Below are 4317 nucleotides of genomic sequence, written 5' to 3'. Positions count from 1 at the left end.
TTCTGCGATAGCATCAGCTTGTCGTAGGGGATGTTCTCTGCGGCGTTCATTGCGATCTTCTGAATGGCCTTTGCCATGGTCAGGGTCTCCATGACGGGCGGCCCGGGGCCACTCCCCGAACCTCCAAACCCGTCACGAAACCTCCCCTCCCCCCTCTGCCTTTTATGGGCTCCACTGAGTCAAGAGGGTTCACGCCAAGCCGCCCCCCAGCCGCTACGCCGGAGATGATCTGCGATCTAGTCACGTCGTCGCGACGACTCGAATGGAGTACACCGAGGCAAGAGCATGCTGTGCAAGAGCCGATGACCAGCTCACCTTTTATCCGGTGCGGCACCGCGATCGATGTTGCGGTCGCAACCGTAATCCCGTTTGCTGCGGGTATCGCTCTTCGAGGGATGCGACCCTTCTCTGCGGGCGGCATTTTTCAGCCCAGGCAGAGGGCGGTCACACATCCGCCCGGTATTCCCTTACGGTCGCGAACCGCGCGGCGAACGGTTTATAAGCTTCGTTCGACCACGTTCGATTAAAGCGAGGACGGCATCGACATCGCCGCAAGCAACGGAGTGTAGCGCGATTTTATCAGCCAACGGCATGTGAATGCCGATGACCCATTTCAAGCGACTCATCTCGACTGACACAAAGATGCCGCCGACGACATCCTTGTTCAGGGATGATGAAATGGTTTCCCTTTCTTGAGACACTCGTCTTCCTCCTCTTGGCTTCGAAAGCCGAACCGTATCAGCCGGCGCGGCTCGCAGCCCATAGGATCTCTGGCCTCGCGCCAGCGCCGAACGCCTGTCGCCGCAGTGTGCTGGACTGCGGGTGGCAAAGGCGCTATATATCTTCCATGAATGTGGAAGGATTATTGTGTCATGTCGGGATTCAGCAGCGAGGTGCTCACTGCCAATGAAGCGGCGTCGGTGACGCGTGTGCCGCTCAAGCAGGTGCACCGCATCATCGATGCCGGATTGCTGCGCGGTCGCGTCGAGACGCGGCGCGGCAGTCGCGTCATCGTCGGATCGGGTCTTGTCGGGCTTCGACTCGCCTGGCTGACGTCTCAGACGCTGACGCCGGCGGCGCGGCGGCGGATCGTGAAGAATGCGATCGCGGACGAGGCTGTGACCATGGTCGCGGACGATCCGCTCAGGGTCGACCTGAAGCCTATTACCGCCGAGGTGAAGAGCGGCCTCGGGCGGTTGAGGAAGGCGAAGGCGATGGTGGTGCGAGATCCAAATGTCCTCGGCGGCCAGCCGGTCTTTGCGGGAACGCGCATCCTCGTTCATGATGTCGCCGAGATGCTCGCCAACGGCGACACGGCCGAGGCGATCCATGCCGCCTATCCGCAGCTGACCCTCGACCGGATATGGCTCGCGGCCGACTACGCGCTCGCCTATCCCCGCCGCGGTCGTCCGCCCGCAAAGCCGGCCTGGCGCGCCGTTCCGGCGAAGTCGTCACGCACGATCGGTCTCGACGATCTGCCGGCTGCTTCGTGAAGTTCCTGATCGACGAATGCCTGAGCCCCGAGCTGGCAAAACTGGCGCGGGAACGAGGATTTACCGAGTCAAGCCACGTTCGCTGGCTCGGCCTGGCCGGCGCGAAGGATCATGTGGTGACGCGCCGCGCCGTCGACGACGGGTACATCCTGGTCACGCACAACACGACGGACTTTCGCGGCCTCTACGGCCGCGAGGAAATGCATGTCGGGCTGGTGGCCTTCAACACGGCTCCCGGTCTGATGAGCCTCAACCTGCAGACACGGCTCTTCCTGCTTACTCTTTCCGAGCTCAGCGGCGAGGAAGCTTGGAATGAGGTGCTGGAGATTACAGTGGACGCAGATCGTATCGTCCGGGTGGAACGCTTCTCCCTTCCGGGCTGACGACACTATGAATCCGGCTCGCAGATCCCGACACGACCGAGCCAGCTGAGAGCCTGCAGCATGTTGGCATGATCCATCAGGATATCACCGCCAGCCAGTCGACGGTGACGGTCTTGCTCGTGCTGCGCGTTCGCTCGTGCCGGACAGATCCTCGAATCCAGCCATGGTGGTGTAGAGCTGAGGCCGGCCGCTCATGTCCTGCCCCTTCCCTCGTCGACCGGCACGGTGTCGAAGCCGGCTATGTTCCAGACCTCGGCGCCGGCCGCCGCCCAGGCAGTTGCGACGGCATGCAGCGGCGCATAGGAGAGGCCGTGCCAGGACGCGGGTTCGGGCTCGCGCCTGACGGCGACCATTGGGCCGCGAAGGGTCAACTTGAGTACGGCATCGAAATCGACCTGGCGGCTGTCGATGACTGGAAGGCCCGCCGCGATGCACTGGGCCTTGATATCCTCGCGGCCATAACCGGAGAGTTTTGCTCCGGCTCGATAGTGCAAGGTGAAGCCGCCGCGGCCTATCGTGAGATGGCCGCCCACGGTCGCGAGTGCCGCCGGCAATGGCAGCGGAATAGTCGGATTTGCCATGTTACTGCGCGGGTCGGCTCCCTGGGCCAGACGCTGATCAGGGCGAGCTCGGTGCGAGTACTCGCCCAGTTGTGGAAGGTGGCCGAACCGCAAAGCTGTCCCGACATGAGAGGCCCCGCTCCCGGCAGATCGACGTGGAGCGGGAGCGGCGGAGCGGGAGAACCTGATCGCCCAGCATATTCAGGTCCGCGCCCTGTTATAACGCGCCAGCGACAACAGGAGAAGCTGGCTGGCCCGCATCCGTCTCATTGATGATCGCGGATGATGTCTGACAGGCTTCAGCGAGTGCGGGCTGCTGCGCGTGCATCCAGTCGGCGGCCTGCTGCGCCTTGCTCGCGGCAGTGAAGATGGCGCGGGGATCGCCATTCAATTTCTTCAGCCACGAGGCAAGATACGCTGCGTGATCTGGGCGCGGATGATGGGCAATCCCTTGATCTGCAAGGACAAGTCCGCTGAGAATCTCGGCCACGCATTCTTCCGCGGCATAGGCGGCCGAGCCGAACCTGCCAGAAAGATCGCGGTCTAGCCGGTGCTTCGCACCCGAGGCGTGGCCGCATTCGTGCAGCATGATGCCATAGAACGACGCAGCATCGCGGAAGGAAGCGAAGTCCGGCATGAATACTGTGTCCGAAGACGGAAGATAGTAAGCTTCCGATCCGCCGAAGACGGTCTTGATGCCGAGGTTGGCGATAAACGCCTCCGCGTGCGCGAAACGCTCGTTCTCCGGCAGCGTGTCCGTCGGCGGGCGCTCGTATCCGTCCACCTGAGCGACATTGAACACCGAAAATGCCCGGGCGAACATACGACGGTGGCCACCTTCGTCATCGTCGCCATCGTGGCCAGCTGGCTCGGAGAACGCGATCTGCTTCCACAGCACGACAGTGGTCGAACGCTCACCCTTGCGTACCTGCGCGCCAGCGTCCTGCCATTGACGGTAGGTGCCCCATAGACCATCGCCGTAACCGGAGGCCATGGCTGCGACCCAAAGTGCTACCGTATTGATGCCGCGGTAGCGTTTGCCAGACGATATATTGGTTGGGCGCGTAGCGCTCGTCCCGTTGTGGAACCAAGGCGCGCGCCATTCGCCTGCACCTTGCTCGATTGCGGCGATGATCTCCGCCGTGACGCGGGTGTACACGTCTGCCCGATCCTGAGCCGCCATGATCAGGCCCTCCCTGCGCAGGAGGTGTCAGCGCTCAAGAATACAGTTGCAAAATGACCTAAGCCAGGCACCTTCCACATGGTGTCGCCGGTGCCGTTGCCTGCGATCTTCATGACCGCTGCGACAAGCTCATGGCCCCATATGCCATAATCCGGGCCGGTGACGGCGCGAAGCTCGATGCGCCCGTCTTTTGCCTCCAAGGTTTTCACAAGCTCGCGATGGGACAGCAGACCGTGCTGCAGATTGATGCCAGCCAGCGGCGCTGGAAGCTGGCGCAGATAGGTGGCCGGCGCGCCGACCAGGCTGGCGAGTTGGCCAAAACTCCAATGCGTGGGTGCAACAGGGGCATGCGCATCGGGCTGCATTAGCCTCAGGCGCTCCGAATCGTCACCGCCGGCGCCGACGCGGATCAGTTCGCTTTCGACGAGGCGGGTCTTGCTGCGTTCGGTCCGCCATTTCACCGAATTATGGAGATCGGTGAGAGAAAGGTAGCGCTCGTCGGCCGGCCGATTGAACCACTCCGACGACACGCTACCGATACGCTGGCCGCGGCTGACGTCGACCTTGTAACCGGCACGCGCGTTACGGACGGGCGTGTGAATTTCCATTTGTGTCATGGTTGCTGCTCCGCGGCGGACGCCGGGAGCCTCTCTCCCGGACCTTCACCCGCCGCCGCAGGCCCGCCCGCCCTCTACCTC

At 62.8% G+C, this 4317-nt stretch carries 5 protein-coding genes and 1 pseudogene; 2 read left to right on the top strand and 4 right to left on the bottom strand.

Features of this window, described 5'->3' with window-relative positions; genetic code table 11:
• Positions 1-467: 467 nt before the first annotated feature.
• Positions 468-701: a hypothetical protein gene (locus CKW40_RS43555; RefSeq protein WP_143748529.1), complete on the bottom strand. Its 234-nt coding sequence runs from the start codon at positions 699-701 to the stop codon at positions 468-470.
• 171 nt (positions 702-872) lie between these two features.
• Between CKW40_RS43555 and CKW40_RS44390 the strand changes: the two genes are divergently transcribed.
• Together CKW40_RS44390 and CKW40_RS41970 are read left to right on the top strand one after the other, a co-directional pair.
• The gene (locus CKW40_RS44390; protein ID WP_198421196.1) at positions 873-1493 is read left to right on the top strand and encodes a DUF433 domain-containing protein; all 621 of its coding nucleotides are present in this window, start codon (positions 873-875) and stop codon (positions 1491-1493) included.
• Positions 1490-1876, top strand: a complete 387-nt coding sequence (locus tag CKW40_RS41970; RefSeq protein ID WP_095205343.1) for a DUF5615 family PIN-like protein — start codon at positions 1490-1492, stop codon at positions 1874-1876. The genes CKW40_RS44390 and CKW40_RS41970 overlap by 4 nt, the downstream gene beginning before the upstream one ends.
• Before the next feature lie 191 nt (positions 1877-2067).
• Here CKW40_RS41970 and CKW40_RS41965 read toward each other — a convergent pair whose 3' ends face one another.
• The 3 genes and pseudogenes from CKW40_RS41965 to CKW40_RS41955 all read right to left on the bottom strand — a co-directional run.
• Positions 2068-2457: a hypothetical protein gene (locus tag CKW40_RS41965; protein WP_095205342.1), complete on the bottom strand. Its 390-nt coding sequence runs from the start codon at positions 2455-2457 to the stop codon at positions 2068-2070.
• A gap of 196 nt (positions 2458-2653) precedes the next feature.
• Positions 2654-3619: an ArdC family protein gene (locus CKW40_RS41960; RefSeq protein WP_095205341.1), complete on the bottom strand. Its 966-nt coding sequence runs from the start codon at positions 3617-3619 to the stop codon at positions 2654-2656.
• A 44-nt stretch (positions 3620-3663) separates the two neighbouring features.
• Positions 3664-4236 (bottom strand): annotated as a pseudogene (locus CKW40_RS41955) (hypothetical protein); the annotation flags it as partial.
• Between the last annotated feature and the right edge of the window lie 81 nt (positions 4237-4317).

Source organism: Mesorhizobium carmichaelinearum (genome assembly GCF_900199455.1).
In the GTDB taxonomy this organism is placed as follows: Bacteria; Pseudomonadota; Alphaproteobacteria; order Rhizobiales; family Rhizobiaceae; genus Mesorhizobium; species Mesorhizobium carmichaelinearum.
This window is presented reverse-complemented; position numbering and strand designations above follow the sequence as displayed.